The following is a 14,411-nucleotide window of genomic DNA, read 5'->3' on the forward strand; positions in this document are numbered from 1 at the left end:
CGGATCGGATCGGATGACGTCAGTCGCGCAGCACGGCGAGCGCCCGCGCCAGGTCGTCCGGGTACTCGCTGACGAAGGTGACCTCGTCGCCGGTGCGCGGGTGCAGGAAGCTCAGCGAGCGGGCGTGCAGCCACTGCCGGCTCAGCCCGAGGCGGGCCGAGAGCGTCGGGTCCGCGCCGTAGGTGATGTCGCCCACACACGGGTGCCGCAGCGTCGAGAAGTGCACCCGGATCTGGTGCGTGCGGCCGGTCTCCAGCCGCACGTCGAGCAGGCTCGCCGCCGGGAACGCCTCGATGGTGTCGTAGTGGGTGATACTCGGCTTGCCGCCGGAGACCACCGCCCACCGATAGTCGTGGTGCGGGTGCCGGTCGATCGGGGCGTCGATGGTGCCGCGCGACGGGTCGGGGTGGCCCTGGACCACGGCGTGGTAGCGCTTCTCCACCTCGCGGTACTTGAACGCCCGCTTGAGCGCCGTGTACGCCTGCTCGCTCTTGGCCACCACCATGATGCCGGTGGTGCCGACGTCGAGCCGGTGCACCACGCCCTGCCGCTCGGCGGCGCCGCTGGTGGAGATCCGGTGCCCGATCGCGGCGAGGCCGCCGATCACGGTCGGTCCGGTCCAGCCCGGGCTCGGGTGGGCGGCCACGCCGACGGGCTTGTCCACCACCACGATGTCGTCGTCGGCGTAGACCACGTCGAGGCCGGGCACCGCCTGCGGCACCACCGTCGGCGGGGCGACCGGCGCGGGCAGCGTCACCTCCAGCCAGGAGCCCGCCTTGACCTTGTGCGAGTTCTGCCGAACCACGCCGTCGACCAGCGCGTCGCCCGCGTCGACCAGCACCGCGGCGGCGGTACGGGAGAGCCCGAAGAGCCGGGACACGGCCTGGTCCAGGCGCATCCCGTCCAGGCCGTCCGGGACGGGAAGGGAACGGTGGTCGCCGCCCGCGGCGAAGGCGGAGGTCACGCCCGCTCCCGCGAGTCGACGTCGGCCGGGGCCGCGGCGGCCGGGGTGGCGCCGGCGTCACCGGGCCGCCGGCCGTCCCGCTGCCGGCCGGTCAGCTCCAGCAGGACGGCGAGCAGCACACCGGAGACCAGGCAGCTGTCGGCCAGGTTGAACACCGGCCAGACCTGGCCGTACGGGTCGAAGAGGCTGACCATGTCGACCACGTGCCCGACGAAGTGCCCGGGGGCGCGGAAGATCCGGTCGGTGAGGTTGCCGAGCGCGCCGCCCAGCACCAGGCCCAGCGAGACCGCCCACGGCAGCGAGCGCAGCCGCAGCGCCATCCAGACGATCCAGCCGACCACGCCGATGGTGATCACCGGAAAGACCCAGGTGTGGCCGGAGCCGATGCTCCACGCCGCCCCGCTGTTGCGGGTCAGGGTGAGGTAGACCACCCCGCCGAGGAGCCGTACCGGGCCGCGGTCGTCGAGGAACAGCAGCGCCAGGTGCTTGGTGAGCAGGTCGGCCACCAGGGCGGTCAACGCGATGCCGACCAGGACCCGCAGCGCCCGGCGGCGGGGTGTGCCCCCGCCCGGCTCAGCGGTGCCGGATCCGGCGGACGGTGCTGTGGTCATCTACTCCCCATCGACTTGTTCCGACGGCGAAGGTTCGCCGTCTCGCGCGGTCACCGGGGAGCAGACGTCAGCGCCGCTCCTCCAGCTGCTTGCAGGTCACGCAGAGGGTCGCCGACGGGAAGGCGGCGAGCCGCTCCACCGGGATCGGGTTCCCGCACCGCTCGCACCATCCGTAGCCACCCTCGTCGAGCCGCTCCAGCGCGCGCTCGACCTGGGTGATCCGTTCCCGGATGCTGTTGGCGAGGGAGATCTCCTGCTCGCGCTCGAACGTCTTGGTGCCGGTGTCGGCCTGGTCGTCCCCGGCCGAGTCGGTCAGCCGGTCGCGCTGCAGCTCGGTGATCTCGCTCAGCGTCTGATCGTACTCGGCTCGCAGCTCGTCCCGGCGGGCCGCCAGGGCCGCCCGGATCTTCTCGGTCTCCGCCGCACTGCGGGTGGCCTTCGCCACCGGCTTGCGGCCGGCGGTCCTGGTGTCGGCTGGCTTCGCCATCGTCAGCTCCCTCGGCCGCAGCGACGCGGCGGATCGGCGGTGCACCGGACAGGGGTCGCCGACCTGGCGTCCCCCAAGTACACAAACGGGCGCACGGCTACTTCCGCCGCGCACTCCGGAGGTTGGCAAGAATACGGAACGTACAGGCGTCCGACAACGTGCCGCACCGACGCTCCGCCATTCAGCCCCTAGTAAGCCCTGAACAGGGCAAAAGGAACGCTAGCAGATCAGCCGTCCCGATCCTCGCCGTACTCGCCAAACCACCGGGCCAGTCGACCCCGCCGGCTGACCGCCCGCAGCCGCCGCTCGGCCTCGTCCCGTACCGCGGCGGTGGCCACGATGAGCAGGCTGTCCCCGGTCTTGAACCGGGTGTCCGGGCCGGGCACGAAACCCGCCCCGTCGCGCAGCACCAGGGTCACCGAGGCGCCCACCGGCAGCCGCAACTCGTCGACGTGCACGCCGGCCAGCCGGGAGCCCTCCGGCACCTCCAGCTGGAGCAGGTCGGCCCGCATCCGCTCCAGCGGCGCCGTCTCCACCCGGATCTCGGCCGCCTCGGCCGGCGCGGTCACCCCCAGCCGGCGGGCCGCCGGGGCGAGGGTGCCGGCCTGGAGCAGCGTGAAGATCACCACGAGGACGAAGACCGCGTCGAAGAGCCGGTCCGCCCCCGGCACCCGCTCCGACAGCGGGATGGTGGCCAGCACGATCGGCACCGCCCCGCGCAGCCCCGCCCAGGACAGGAACGCCCGCTCGCGCAGCGGCACCCGGAACGGCAGCGCGGCCACCAGCACCGACAGCGGCCGGGCGACCAGCAGCAGGGCCAGCCCGGTGACCACCGCGGGCAGCACGGCGGCGTCCAGCCGGCTCGGCGTGGCCAGCAGCCCGAGCAGCACGAACAGGCCGATCTGGGCCAGCCAGGCCAGCCCGTCGGCGAAGCCGAGAATGGCCTGCCGGTGCGGCAGCCGGGCGTTGCCCAGCAGCACCCCGGCGACGTAGACGGCGAGGAAGCCGGAGGCGTGCAGCACCGCGCCGGCGGCGTACGCCAGCACGGTGAAGCCGACCGCCGCGATCGGGTAGAGCCCCGACGACGGCAGCGCCGCCCGGCGCAACGCGAATCGGCCGGTGATCCCCGCGGCCAGCCCCACCGCCGCGCCCACGCCCAGCTCGTAGCCGACCAGCAGGACCTCGTACCACCACGGGTGGGCGGGACCGGACGCCCGGGAGAGCAGCACGACGACGATCACCACGGGGGCGTCGTTCATGCCGGACTCGGCCTCCAGCGTGGCCACCAGCCGGGGCGGCAGCCGCAGCCGGCGCAGCGTGGCGAAGACGGCCGCGGCGTCGGTGGAGGAGAGCACCGCGCCGTAGAGCAGGGCCAGCCGCCAGTCCAGCCCGAGCAACAGGTGCACCACCAGGCCGACGACGACGATGCTGACCGCCACACCGACCGTGGAGAGCGCCCCGGCCAGGCCGAGCACCGGCCGCAGGGTGCTCCACCGGGCGGTGAGGCCACCCTCGGCGATGATCACGATGAGCGCGCAGAAGCCGAGCACCCGGGTCAGCTCGGCGTCGTCGAAGCGGATGCCGAGACCGGCCTCCCCGATCGCCACCCCGAGCGCCAGGTAGACCAGGAGGCTCGGCACACCGAGCCGGGTGGAGAAGCGGACCGCACCGACCGCGACCAGCAGGACGGCGGCGCCGAGCAGCAGCGCGAGGTCGAGCCCGGGCGTCACGGGCGCCCGACCCGGAGCACCCTCACCCGGCCGATCCGTCGCGCAGCCGGCGCAGCGCGTCGGCCAGCCCGGGCGCCGGGCGGTCGACCAGGAAGAGCTTGTCCCGGCTCGCCGCGCCCGCACGCAGCGAGACCGCCGCTGGGCGTACGCCCAGCGCCCCGGCGAGCGCCCGGCGGGCCGCCTCGGTGGCCCGGCCGTCGACCGCCGGCGCGTTCACCGCGATCACCAGGGCGGGGCCGTGCGGGCCGTCGAAGCGGCCGCCGACCCGGGCCCGGGACACCCCGGGCTTGACCCGTACGGCGACGGTGAGCGGATCGTCCGTGGACATTGGTGGGCGCCACCTCAGCCGGGGAAGGCGTCGGCGAGCAGGGTGGTGGCCGGCGCGCAGCGGGCGCACGGAGTGAAGCCGAGGGAGACCGCCTCGGAGACCGGCAGCGCCTCGTGCTCCCGCCCGATCAGGTGGACGCAGGAGAACAGGTGGTACCGGGGCCGGCCGTCGATCACCTGGACCTCCGCGTCGAGCCGCTCCAGCCGGGCGGCGTCGGCCGGGCGTACCCGCTGGACATCCGGTTCGTCGCGCCAGCCGCCACCGGTGGTGGGCGCCGGGTCGGCGTCGTCCCACGGCGACTCGGCGTCGGGGGTCCATGGCGTCTCCGCCTCGGGGGCCCATGGCGTCTCCGCCTCGGGCTCCCACGGCGTCCCGGCCTCGCGTTCCCAGGACGACCCGGCGGTGGGTGGCCACGCCCGGCCGGTGCCGGGGTCGGCGCTCTCCGCCGTCGCCGTCTCGCCGGGGCCGCCAGCCGTCGCGGCCGGGGCGGTAGTTCTCGACCCGCCGTCCGGCTCCCACAGCACCGCGCCGGGCGTCGGCCGGGACTCCTCGGAGTCGCGGGCCGGCGCGGGCCCGGAGTCCGGGGCTGATCCGGTGGCGGCCGGGAACGGCCGTGGCCCGTCGTCGGCGGAGTCGGTGCGGTTCACGACGTCCGCGCTCACCGGCGGCTCGGGCGGTTGCCGCCGCCCTTCGCCGCCGGTGCCGAACGTCGTGCGTACGTGCTGGACGGGGATCGCCCGCCCCGAGCCGCCGGGAGCGGGCGGGGCTGCCGTCCTGGGGGCCCGGGGGGCCCGGTCGCGCGACCCGGCACCGGCCGTCGCCGCCCGGGTGGCGGCCGCCTGGCGGGCGCCGGTCACCAGCGCGACGGCGGCCAGCACACTGGCCGCGATGGAACTGATCAGCAGGGTGCTGGAGCCGTCAGCGAGGCCGAACACCAGCAGTACGACCGCGACGAGGATGAGCAACAGGCTTGCGACTATCACGGCTCACCCCCGCCGCGTCGTGTCGGTCAGGCGCGGCCGACGACCGTCCGGGGACGGTCGTCGGCCGTGGATCAGCGACCGGCTTCGAGGGCGCCGGAGCGCCCGCCACCGTACGAGCCGGCGAGGCCGGCGGCGGCGAGACCGTTGCCGGAGCCGGAACGACCGCTCTCGGAGCGGGTCATCTCGGCCTCCAGGCCCTGGCCGCGACCGTCGAGGTCCCGCAGCTGGCTCTCCAGGTACGCCTTGAGCCGGGTGCGGTACTCACGCTCGAACTGCTTGAGCTCCTCGATGTGCTTCTGCAGCGCGGTCCGCTTGGCGTCCAGGCCGCCCATGGCCTCCTGGTGCCGCTGGCGCGCGTCGCGCTCCAGGGCGTCGGCCTTGGCGCGGGCCTCGCGGGTGACCTCCTCGGCCTTGGAACGGGCCTCGGAGAGCAGCTGGTCAGCCTCGCGACGGGCGTCGGAGACGTGGTCGTCGGCGGTCCGCTGAGCCATCATCAGCACGCGCAGGGCCTGCTGCTCGCCGTCACCGGCGTTGGCGGGGCCGCCGCCGGTGGTGCGCACCTGCTCGAGCTCCGCCTGCATGGCGCGGGCGGCCTGCTCGGCGGCGGCCTTGTCGCGCTGCACCCGGTCGAGCTGGGCCTTGACGTCGTTGAGCTCCGCCGCGAGACGGGCGTCGCCACCAGGACCGGCGGGCGCGCCACCACGGCCGCCACGCTCCACCTGGGCGCGCAGCTCGTTGTTCTCCTCGATCAGACGGGCAAGCTCACGCTCGACCTCGTCCAGGAAGGCGTCGACTTCCTCCTCGTCGTACCCCCGCTTGCCGATCGGCGGCTTTTTGAAGGCGACGTTGTGGACGTCGGCCGGGGTCAGCGGCATCGAAACTCCTCGGGTCAGTTGCGGCCGCGTAGCGGGCTGGGCCACCAGATGTTCATCCAATGATCAACCGCTTCAACACGAACTCCATCAGCACGAACAGGATAACCAGGAGCACAAGGGAAGCCAGGTCGATGCTCACGGTACCAATTCGCAGTGGAGGGATCACACGCCTCAACGCCTTGAGAGGCGGATCAGTGACGCTCCACACGGATTCCAGTCCCGCCGATGCTCCCCGTCCCGGTTGCCACCGGCGACCGTACTGGAGGACGGCGCTCAGGACGAATCGGGCCAACAGCACAATGAGGAAGATATACAGGATCAGATAGAGCACTTGCAGCACGATCGACAACACGGCAGACGACGTCCCTCGGTCGGGCGGACTAACTCAGGCTGAAAAAGCCGCCCTCAGCGATCTTGGCCTTGTCCTCCGCGGTGACCTGGACGTTGGCCGGTGAGAGCAGGAACACCCGGTTGGTCACGCGCTCGATCGTACCGCGCAGCCCGAACGCCAGCCCGGCGGCGAAGTCCACCAGTCGGCGGGCATCGGCCTCGTCCATCTCGGTGAGGTTGATGATCACCGGCACGCCGTCGCGGAAATGCTCCCCGATCGTCCGGGCCTCGCGGTAGGTGGTCGGGTGCAGCGTGGTGATCTGGTAACGCTGCTCCTCCTCGGCCACCACCGCGCGTTCGCGCTGCTGAACCTGCGGGGCCAGGGCGAGATTGTCCCGGGTGTGGTAGGTCAGGGCCCCCGAGGTCTCCCCCGCGCCGGACCTCGTGATCGACCGGACGCTGGACCGCTCGACCCGCTCCGCGCGGTCGTCCTCGGCGCGCTCGGCGTCCGCCGCGCGGGCCGAGGCGCGCTCGCTCAGCCGCCCCCGCTCACCGAGGCGCGGTCGCGGAGCCGGCGGCTCCTCCGACTCCTCGTCGTCGTCGGCGAACTCCTCGGCGTACCGGCTGGACCGGTACCGCGAGTCGCGGTAGCCGGGCTTGTCGTAGCCACCCTCGTCGTAGCCCCGCTCGTCGTCCTCTTCGACCAGACCGAGCCAGACCCCCGCCTTGCGCAGTGCACCCATCCCGCGCCCTTCCGTCCGCCGTGCGGCACGCACCCCCGTGCCGTGTCGCTTGATCACGATGGGCAACCCATGCCCATCCGATCGGTTCGGCAATCCCCCTGGCAAACGATTCGCGGCCGCTCGCCGTGGCCCCCGGCAACGGGATGCCGTTCCCCAAACAACACAGATGTAATTTGCTTCTTCCGCGGTCAGGCTACCGCAGCGTGGGACGCATTCCGAGCAACGCGCTGCCAACGCGGACATGTGTCGCGCCGTACGCCACGGCCTGTTCCAGATCCCCGCTCATTCCGGCGGATAGCGCCACCGCCTCCGGGTGCACCGCGCGGAACCCGGTGGCCACCTCGGCCAGCCGGGCGAACGCCCGCTCCGGTTCCCAGCCCAGCGGCGCCACCGCCATCAGCCCGGCCAGCCGGACGGCGCCGGCCCCGGCGAGCGCCTCGGCCACCGCACCGAGGCCGCGGTCCGGGTCGGCGGAGTCCGGTAGCGCCCCGCCGCGCGCTGGGTCGCCGTCGATGCTCACCTGCACCAGGGCGTCCAGCGGGCGGTCCCGGCCGGTCGCCGCGGCGTCCAACGCCCGGGCCAGCCGGACGCTGTCCACCGAGTGCACGACGTCGGCGTAGCGGACCACCGATCGGGCCTTGTTGCGCTGCAGCTGGCCGATGAAGTGCCAGCGCACGCCCACCCCGGCGGCGGCCACCTCGGCCGCCTTCGGCGCGGCCTCCTGGTCGCGGTTCTCCCCCACGTCGGTGACGCCGAGCCCGGCCAGCGCGACCACGTCGCCGGCCGGGTACGTCTTGGTCACCGCGATCATGGTGACCTCGGAGCGGTCCCGGCCTGCCCGGACGCAGGCGTCGGCGATCCGGGCCCGGACCTGGGCCAGCCCGGCGGCGAGTTCGGCACGCCGGTCGGGGCGCACCGGGGCGGGGTGATCGGTCATCGGTGGGGCTCAGGACCCGTTCTTGAGAAAGTCCGGCACGTCGACGTCGTCGAAGAGCACCCGACGCGGGGACTGCTGCGGGGCCGGCATGGTGGCCGGCGGGGTCGCCGGCGGCGTCTGCGGCGTGGGCTGGTTCTGGTTGGTCTTACGCGGCGTCTCGACCGCCTTGTACGACGGGGTGCCCCCGTCGAAGCCGGCGGCGATGACGGTGACCCGGACCTCGTCGCCCAGCGCGTCGTCGATGACCGCGCCGAAGATGATGTTGGCGTCCGGGTGGGCCGCGTCGGTGACCAGCTGCGCGGCGTCGTTGATCTCGAACAGACCCAGGTCGGAACCGCCGGCGATGGAGAGCAGCACGCCGCGTGCGCCGTCCATGCTCTGCTCCAGCAGCGGGCTGGAGATGGCGGCCTCGGCCGCCTCGACCGCGCGGTTCTCGCCGCGGGCGCTGCCGATGCCCATCAACGCGCTGCCGGCGCCGCTCATCACGCTCTTGACGTCGGCGAAGTCCAGGTTGATCAGACCCGGCGTGGTGATCAGGTCGGTGATGCCCTGGACACCGGAGAGGAGCACCTGGTCGGCGGTGCGGAAGGCGTCCATCATGGAGATGTTGCGGTCGCCGAGCGCCAGCAGCCGGTCGTTCGGGATGACGATCAGCGTGTCGCACTGGTTGCGCAGTTCGTCTATGCCGGCCTCGGCCTGCACCTGGCGGCGCTTGCCCTCGAAGGAGAACGGCCGGGTCACCACGCCGATGGTCAGCGCGCCGAGCTTGCGGGCGATGTTGGCCACCACGGGCGCGCCGCCGGTGCCGGTGCCGCCGCCCTCGCCGCAGGTCACGAAGACCATGTCGGCGCCCTTGAGCACCTCCTCGATCTCGTCGCGGTGGTCCTCGGCGGCGTTCTTGCCGACGTCCGGGTTGGCGCCCGCGCCCAGCCCCCGGGTCAGCTCCCGGCCGACGTCGAGCTTGACGTCGGCGTCGCTCATCAGCAGCGCCTGCGCGTCGGTGTTGATCGCGATGAACTCGACGCCCTTGAGCCCAACCTCGATCATCCGGTTGACGGCGTTCACGCCGCCGCCACCGATGCCGACGACCTTGATGACCGCCAGGTAGTTGTGCGGAGGTGTCATCTCCGGTCCTTTCCCTTCGAGATTGGCATCGGTCGACCCGGCACGGCATGGCCTGACCAGCGTCGACGACGTCTGTCACCAGTGGAGAATCAGGGCTGAACCCTCACCCTCTACTAGAGGCTCAGAGTTATGTCAACCACTGATCCTCTTCGGGGCAACGTAAGCGCCGCCGCCCGATGAGCCAAGGACCTGCTCGGCGTGTCGCCGCCCGGAGCGGGCCGACTCACGTTCCCTACTTGAAGGTGACCACGTCCGGGGCGCTCACGTCGATCGTGTCCGCCTCCCGACCGAGCAGCGCGGTCGCCACCCTGGCCTTGTCCGTACCCCGGGTGGCGTCGCCCCAGACCACCGTCCGGTCACCGCGCAGGGTCAGGCTGATCCGGGCCAGCCCTTCGACGGTCAGTTCGGTGAGCTCCCCGCGCAACTGCGGGGTGAGGACCGACAGCACCTGCAACGCCGCCCGGGTCCCCGGGTCGGTCGGGCCCGGGGCGGTCAGCCGGACCACCGGCAGCCCCGCCGGGACGCGCGGCGCGGTCCGGAACACCACTCCCTCGCGGTCGATCACCACGAACTGCCCGTCGCGGGGCACCGCCGCCACGCCGGTGCGCTCGACCACCGTGACGACCAGCGTTCCGGGCCAGTCCCGGCTGACCGAGGCCCGCTCCACCGGGGCCAGCGCGCCGATCCGGCGGCCCACCTCGGCCAGGTCGACCCGGGCCAGCGGTACGCCGTCCGGCACCGCCGCCGCGTCACGCACCTCCACCGGGGTGACCAGCCGCGCCCCGACCACCCGCACCTCCCGGACACCGAACAGGCCGGTGCCGAGCACCGTCCAGGCGACCAGGCCGGCCAGGGCGAGCACCCCGGCGGCCACCGCCCAGGGCAGCGCCGCCCGCATCCGCCGCTGCCGGGCCCGGGCCATGAACCGCCGGGTCGACGCGGGCACCGCGTCGCTGCCGGCCCGAACCAGCCGCCAACGCCGGACCGGCCGGGGACCGCCACCGTCGGCGCCGGTGGTACGGCCCCGCGCCGGACCCGGGCTCATCCGGCGGTCGAGGCCGCGCCGTCCGGGTCGACGGCCTCGCCGAGGCCCGTCGTACCGGCGGCGGGGCCCCCGGTACGGGCCGCCAGGGCGTCGAGGAGCTGGTCGCCCATCAGCGAGATCGGCGGGGCGCCCATGGTCACCACCACGTCACCGGGGCGGGCCCGGCGGGCCACCTCCGCCGGCGCGTCGTCCCAGGAGTCGACGAACACCTTCTGCGCGGCCGGCAGCGGGACCGCCTCGATCAGCGCGGCCGACCCCTCCCCCGGCTGGCGCAGCTCACCGGGGCCGAAGACCTCCAACAGGACCAGCTCGTCGGCGATGCCCAGCGCGGCGGCGATCTCCGCCTGGAGGTCGCGGGTGCGGTACAGCCGGTACGGCTGGAAGACCGCGATCAGCCGGCCCTCCCCGGCCACCTCGCGCAGCGTCTGCAACGCCAGGGTCATGGAGGTCGGGTGGTAGGCGTACTCGTCGTAGACCAGCACGCCGTCGGCGACGCCCTTGCGCTCGAAGCGCCGGCGCACCCCGGGGAAGGACGCCAGCGCCGCCTCCGCCGCCGCCACCGGCAGCTCCAGCAGGTACGCGGCGAGCACCGCGGAGGCGCTGTTGAGCCCCATGTGCCGGCCCGGCACCGGCAGCCGGATCTCGCCCAGCGAGCGGCCGTCGATCTCGGCGAGGTAGCGCACCCCCTTCGCGGAGGAGACCATCTCGCTCAGCCGCAGGTCGGCGTCGGCGGACTCGCCGTACGTCCAGACCCGGCGCCCCTCGGCGCGCAGCGTCTCGGCCAGCCGCCGGCCGCCCGGGTCGTCGGCGCAGGTGACGATGAACCCGTCCGGGTCGGTGAGCCGGGCGAACTCGGCGAAGGTCGCCTCCAGGTTCGCCAGGTCCCCGTAGGTGTTGAGGTGATCGGCCTCGATGTTCGTGATGATCGAGAGGTACGGGCGGTAGATCAGGAACGACCGGTCGCTCTCGTCCGCCTCGACCACGAAGTGCTCGCCGGTGCCGTGGTGCGCACCGGAGCCGACCTCGGAGATCTCCCCGCCGATGACGAAGGACGGGTCCGCGCCGGCCTGCTGGAGCACCATGGTGACCATCGAGGTGGTGGTGGTCTTGCCGTGGGTGCCGGCGACCGCCACCGTGCGGCGGCCGGTCATCGCGGCGGCGAGCGCCTCGGAGCGGTGCAGCACCCGCAGGCCGCGCCGGCGGGCCTCCACCATCTCCAGGTGGTCCTGCGGGATGGCCGAGGAATAGACCACGGTGTCCACGCCGTCGAGGTTCGACGCCTCGTGGCTCATGTGGATCGTCCCGCCGAGCGCGCGCAGGCCGGCCAGGGACGGCCACTGCCGCAGCTCGCTGCCGGAGACCGGCAGGCCCCGGGTGAGGAAGAGCCGGGCCAGGCCGCTCATGCCGACCCCGCCCACCCCGATCAGGTGGATCCGGCCCAGGTCCTCGGCGGTGAGCGTGCCGGCCGGGGTGAACTGCGCGGTGTTCATGCCAGGTACCTTCCCGTCGCGGTGGCCGGCTTCATCGGGCCACCGCCTCGTAGACGAAGTTCAGCAGGGCGACGTCGCCGTCCCGGCGGCCGTACGCGGCGGCGGCGGCGCCCATCTCATACAGCCGGCGCGGGTCCCGGACCAGCGGGATGACCGTGCGCTCCAGCCAGTCCGGGGTCAGCTCGGCGTCGTCGACGAGCAGCCCGCCACCGGCCTCCACCACGGGCAGCGCGTTGCGCTTCTGCTCCTGGTTGCTGTGCGGGTACGGCACGTAGATGGTGGGCAGCCCGATCGCGGCCACCTCGGCGCAGGTCATCGCCCCGCCGCGGGCCAGCATCAGGTCGGCGGCGGCGTAGCCCAGCTCCATCTCGGACAGGTAGGGCAGGGCCACGTACGGCACCGGCAGGTCGGTGGGGACCGGCACCGGCTCGTTGCGGGCACCCATCACGTGCAGCACCTGCACGCCGTTGCGGGCCAGCTCCTTGGCCGCGCCGGAGACCGCCAGGTTGATCGAGCGGGCGCCCTGCGAGCCGCCGGCGACGAAGAGCACCGGCAGGTCGGGGCGGAGCCCGAAGTGGGCCCGGGCGGCGTCGCGCATGGCGGCCCGGTCCAGGCCGGCGATGCCCCGGCGCAGCGGCACGCCGACCACCCGGGCGTCGCGCAGCGCCTCGGACTGGGCCGGCTGGTGCGGGAAGCCCACCGCGATGTTCTTGGTGAACTTCATGCCGAGCCGGTTGGCCACGCCCGGCGGGACGTTCACCTCGTGGATGACGATCGGCATCTCGCGCCGCCAGGCGGCGAGGTAGCCGGGCACGGAGACGTACCCGCCGAAGCCGACGACCGCGTCGGCCTGGACCTCGTCGATCACCTTGCCCGCGGCGCGGGCCGCCTTCCACATCCGGTCCGGGGTGCGGACCAGGCCCATGTTGACCGAGCGGGGCAGCTGGTACGCCGGGATCTGCCGCAGGTCGTAGCCGGCCGGCGGGATCAGCTCGTTCTCCAGGCCCTTGGGCGTGCCCAGGCAGGTGATCCGGACGCCCGGGTCGTGTCGGCGCAGGCAGTCGGCGAAGGCGAGCAGGGGGTAGATGTGGCCACCGGTGCCCCCTCCGCAGAGCACCACCGAACGCAGCGGACCCATCAGCGTCTCCTCTCGTTCGCCGTCCCGCCCCGGGTCCGGCCCTGCCGGCCGCCGCGCGGGGCGGCCTGCTCGTCCTCCCGCCGCGTCCGCGACCGGGGTACGGACCCTGGGGCAGCCGGTGGCGGCGCCGGGCGGCGCCGCCGGCCGGGAAGCGGCGGCAACGGGGCCCAGACTAGTCGGACCCATCGGGCGGGCGGACGGGCATGCAGGGCTCTCGCGGCATCGGGTTCGGCGCGGGCGAAGGAGGCCAGCATGCCGACCGCGGCCAGGGTCACCACCAGGGCGCTGCCGCCGTCGGAGATGAACGGCAGCGGCAGGCCGGTGATCGGCAGCAGGCCGGTCACCCCACCGATGTTGATCACGGCCTGGCTGACCAGCCAGGTGGTGACCGCGGCGGCGGCGAGCCGGCGGAACGGGTCCTCGACCCGGCGGGCGATCCGCAGCCCGGTGTACGCCAGCACGGCGAACAGGACGAGCACCACGGTGCAGCCCACCACGCCGAGCTCCTCGGCGATGACCGCGAAGATGAAGTCGTTGTGCGCCTCGGGCAGCCAGTCCCACTTGAGGCTGCCCTGGCCCAGTCCGACCCCGAACCAGCCGCCGTGCTCGATCGCCAGCCGGCCCTGGAAGGTCTGGTAGCAGTCGGCCAGCTTGCACTGCTCGGGGTCCGGCGGGTCGATGAAGTACATCAGCCGGGCGAAGCGGTAGTTCTTCTCGCCCCGCTCGCCGGAGCCGGCGCCGAGCGAGGCGACCGCGACCAGCAGCCCGATGCCGAGCAGGCCCACGGCGGACAGCACGGCGAACACCCGCATCCGCACGCCGGCGGCCCAGAGCAGCCCGACCACGATGGCCAGCAGGCAGAGCATGGTGCCCAGGTCGTTGTAGCCGACCAGCACGAAGAGCAGCCCGACCACCGGGAAGAGCGGGGTGGCCAGCTCCTTCCACCAGCCCAGCGCGGCGCCCTTGCGGGCGACCACGTGCGCGCCCCACAGCACCAGCGCGAGCTTGGCCAGCTCGCCGGGCTGCAACTGGATGCCGCCGATGAAGAGCCAGAGCAGCCGGGCCTCGACCGGGCCGATCCGGGCGGACTCCTGGCCGGTCAGCCGGGCGAAGGCGAGCAGCAGGTTGAGCAGCACCAGCAGGCCGACCGCGGTGGCCAGCGCGGGCCGGCCGAGCACCCGGTAGGTGCGGGCGGGCAGCCGCTGGCAGGCCCAGAAGGCCACGATGCCGATCACCGCGAAGACCGCCTGCTTGGTCACCGACGCCGACGCGTCGCCGTCCTCGGCGTAGTCGCGCACGCTGGTGGCCGAGAAGACCATGGTCAGGCCGATCAGCAGCAGCAGGCTGGCGCTGGAGAGCAGCAGGTAGTAGGAGGCCAGCGGGCGGGCCAGCAGGCCGCGCAGCGCCGCCAGGCCGCCGGCCGCGTCCAGGCCGACCAGCCCCACCGGCGGATCCGTCGTACGCCCCGCGCCCGCCCCCCGTCGTACCTGGGTCTCCGCTGTCGTTGTCGTGCCGGTCGCGCCTCGGTCCTCCCCCACCCGACCATCATCGCGGTTGTGGGTGGCCCGTTCCGGCCGTTCGGCCCGCTCGGCGTGTCGGAATGCGAAACGGGGACCCCTCCGCTA

15 protein-coding genes are annotated in these 14,411 nt (G+C 73.7%); all 15 read right to left on the reverse strand.

The features are described from left to right. Nucleotides 1-19 precede the first annotated feature (19 nt). Nucleotides 20-964 carry an RluA family pseudouridine synthase gene (locus AC5RWQ_RS15715; protein ID WP_494283468.1) on the reverse strand — a complete coding sequence of 315 codons (945 nt, stop codon included), beginning with the start codon at nt 962-964 and terminating at the stop codon, nt 20-22. Continuing rightward, nucleotides 961-1,575, reverse strand: a complete 615-nt coding sequence (gene lspA, locus AC5RWQ_RS15720; RefSeq protein WP_494283469.1) for a signal peptidase II — start codon at nt 1,573-1,575, stop codon at nt 961-963. Before lspA ends, AC5RWQ_RS15715 begins: the two co-directional genes overlap by 4 nt. Nucleotides 1,576-1,642: 67 nt before the next feature. Then, a complete protein-coding gene (locus AC5RWQ_RS15725) occupies nt 1,643-2,062 on the reverse strand; it encodes a TraR/DksA family transcriptional regulator (RefSeq protein WP_334486313.1) in 420 nt (139 codons plus the stop codon). A 227-nt stretch (nt 2,063-2,289) separates the two neighbouring features. Then, entirely contained in the window at nt 2,290-3,792 is a 1,503-nt protein-coding gene (locus AC5RWQ_RS15730) for a potassium/proton antiporter (protein WP_494283470.1), read from the reverse strand. Between the two features lie 22 nt (nt 3,793-3,814). Beyond that, nucleotides 3,815-4,120 carry a DUF167 domain-containing protein gene (locus tag AC5RWQ_RS15735; RefSeq protein ID WP_494283471.1) on the reverse strand — a complete coding sequence of 102 codons (306 nt, stop codon included), beginning with the start codon at nt 4,118-4,120 and terminating at the stop codon, nt 3,815-3,817. Between the two features lie 14 nt (nt 4,121-4,134). Then, nucleotides 4,135-5,103 (reverse strand): hypothetical protein, encoded by a 969-nt coding sequence (locus tag AC5RWQ_RS15740; protein WP_494283472.1) that lies wholly within the window; start codon nt 5,101-5,103, stop codon nt 4,135-4,137. A gap of 71 nt (nt 5,104-5,174) precedes the next feature. Further along, nucleotides 5,175-5,978 (reverse strand): DivIVA domain-containing protein, encoded by an 804-nt coding sequence (locus tag AC5RWQ_RS15745; RefSeq protein ID WP_494283473.1) that lies wholly within the window; start codon nt 5,976-5,978, stop codon nt 5,175-5,177. A 52-nt stretch (nt 5,979-6,030) separates the two neighbouring features. Next, on the reverse strand, nt 6,031-6,330 hold the full coding sequence (locus AC5RWQ_RS15750) for a YggT family protein (RefSeq protein WP_088975238.1): 300 nt from the start codon (nt 6,328-6,330) through the stop codon (nt 6,031-6,033). Nucleotides 6,331-6,358: 28 nt separating this feature from the next. Next, entirely contained in the window at nt 6,359-7,051 is a 693-nt protein-coding gene (locus AC5RWQ_RS15755) for a cell division protein SepF (protein WP_494283474.1), read from the reverse strand. 193 nt (nt 7,052-7,244) lie between these two features. Beyond that, a complete protein-coding gene (locus tag AC5RWQ_RS15760; protein ID WP_494283475.1) occupies nt 7,245-7,988 on the reverse strand; it encodes a YggS family pyridoxal phosphate-dependent enzyme in 744 nt (247 codons plus the stop codon). 9 nt (nt 7,989-7,997) lie between these two features. After that, on the reverse strand, nt 7,998-9,113 hold the full coding sequence (ftsZ, locus tag AC5RWQ_RS15765; RefSeq protein ID WP_494283476.1) for a cell division protein FtsZ: 1,116 nt from the start codon (nt 9,111-9,113) through the stop codon (nt 7,998-8,000). Nucleotides 9,114-9,345: 232 nt separating this feature from the next. Continuing rightward, on the reverse strand, nt 9,346-10,158 hold the full coding sequence (locus AC5RWQ_RS15770; protein ID WP_494283477.1) for a cell division protein FtsQ/DivIB: 813 nt from the start codon (nt 10,156-10,158) through the stop codon (nt 9,346-9,348). Beyond that, on the reverse strand, nt 10,155-11,648 hold the full coding sequence (gene murC / locus AC5RWQ_RS15775; RefSeq protein WP_494283478.1) for a UDP-N-acetylmuramate--L-alanine ligase: 1,494 nt from the start codon (nt 11,646-11,648) through the stop codon (nt 10,155-10,157). Before murC ends, AC5RWQ_RS15770 begins: the two co-directional genes overlap by 4 nt. 31 nt (nt 11,649-11,679) lie before the next feature. Beyond that, nucleotides 11,680-12,786 (reverse strand): undecaprenyldiphospho-muramoylpentapeptide beta-N-acetylglucosaminyltransferase, encoded by a 1,107-nt coding sequence (gene murG / locus AC5RWQ_RS15780; protein WP_334486344.1) that lies wholly within the window; start codon nt 12,784-12,786, stop codon nt 11,680-11,682. Continuing rightward, a complete protein-coding gene (locus AC5RWQ_RS15785) occupies nt 12,786-14,198 on the reverse strand; it encodes an FtsW/RodA/SpoVE family cell cycle protein (protein WP_494283611.1) in 1,413 nt (470 codons plus the stop codon). Before AC5RWQ_RS15785 ends, murG begins: the two co-directional genes overlap by 1 nt. Between the last annotated feature and the right edge of the window lie 213 nt (nt 14,199-14,411).

The sequence above is a fragment of the Micromonospora sp. BS32 genome, assembly GCF_059089345.1.